This is a genomic window from Variovorax sp. VRV01 (assembly GCF_014852545.1).
GTDB classification, from domain to species: domain Bacteria; phylum Pseudomonadota; class Gammaproteobacteria; order Burkholderiales; family Burkholderiaceae_C; genus Variovorax; species Variovorax beijingensis_A.
Genome location: NZ_JACVBS010000062.1, coordinates 1 through 507, shown reverse-complemented (window position 1 = coordinate 507; position 507 = coordinate 1). Strand labels below are relative to the sequence as shown.

At 60.7% G+C, this 507-nt stretch carries 1 protein-coding gene; it reads right to left on the bottom strand.

The annotated features are described in order from the left end of the window. Window positions 1-507: transposase (locus tag IB278_RS33600; protein WP_192328860.1), on the bottom strand; the 507-nt coding region annotated here is incomplete at both ends.

Below are 507 nucleotides of genomic sequence, written 5' to 3'. Positions count from 1 at the left end.
CGCCTTCATCGTTCTGGCAATACCGAGGATCGCGATCACCCGCTTCAGGTTGTATGCCAACACGTGCAGGCTCATTTCGGTGCTCACGTGCGGCAGCGTCTTGGTGAGGAAGTGGGTTGAGCCCATCCAGTACTTCAGTGTGCCGAACACGTGCTCGACCGTGCACCTTCGCAGCGTCATCGCGACAGGTTTGCGCTCCAGGCGTTGCTGGACGCGCTCAAGCACCTCTTCATGCTCCCACCGGCGGATGCGACGGTAGTCGGCGGTTGTGCACTGACCTTTGAGTGGACACGCGGGGCAGGCGCTGGTCCAGTAGACGCGAAGCTTGTTGCCGTTCTTCTCGAACGTGGTGAACCTATAGATGGCCCGTTCGCCCGCAGGGCACTGATATTCGTCGGCCTTCGCGACGTAGATGAAGTCGCTCTTGTCGAAGCGACCCTCGGCCTTGGCGTTCGAGGTCATCGGCTTGGGCACGTAGGTCGTGATGCCCACCTCCTCGCAGGTCTT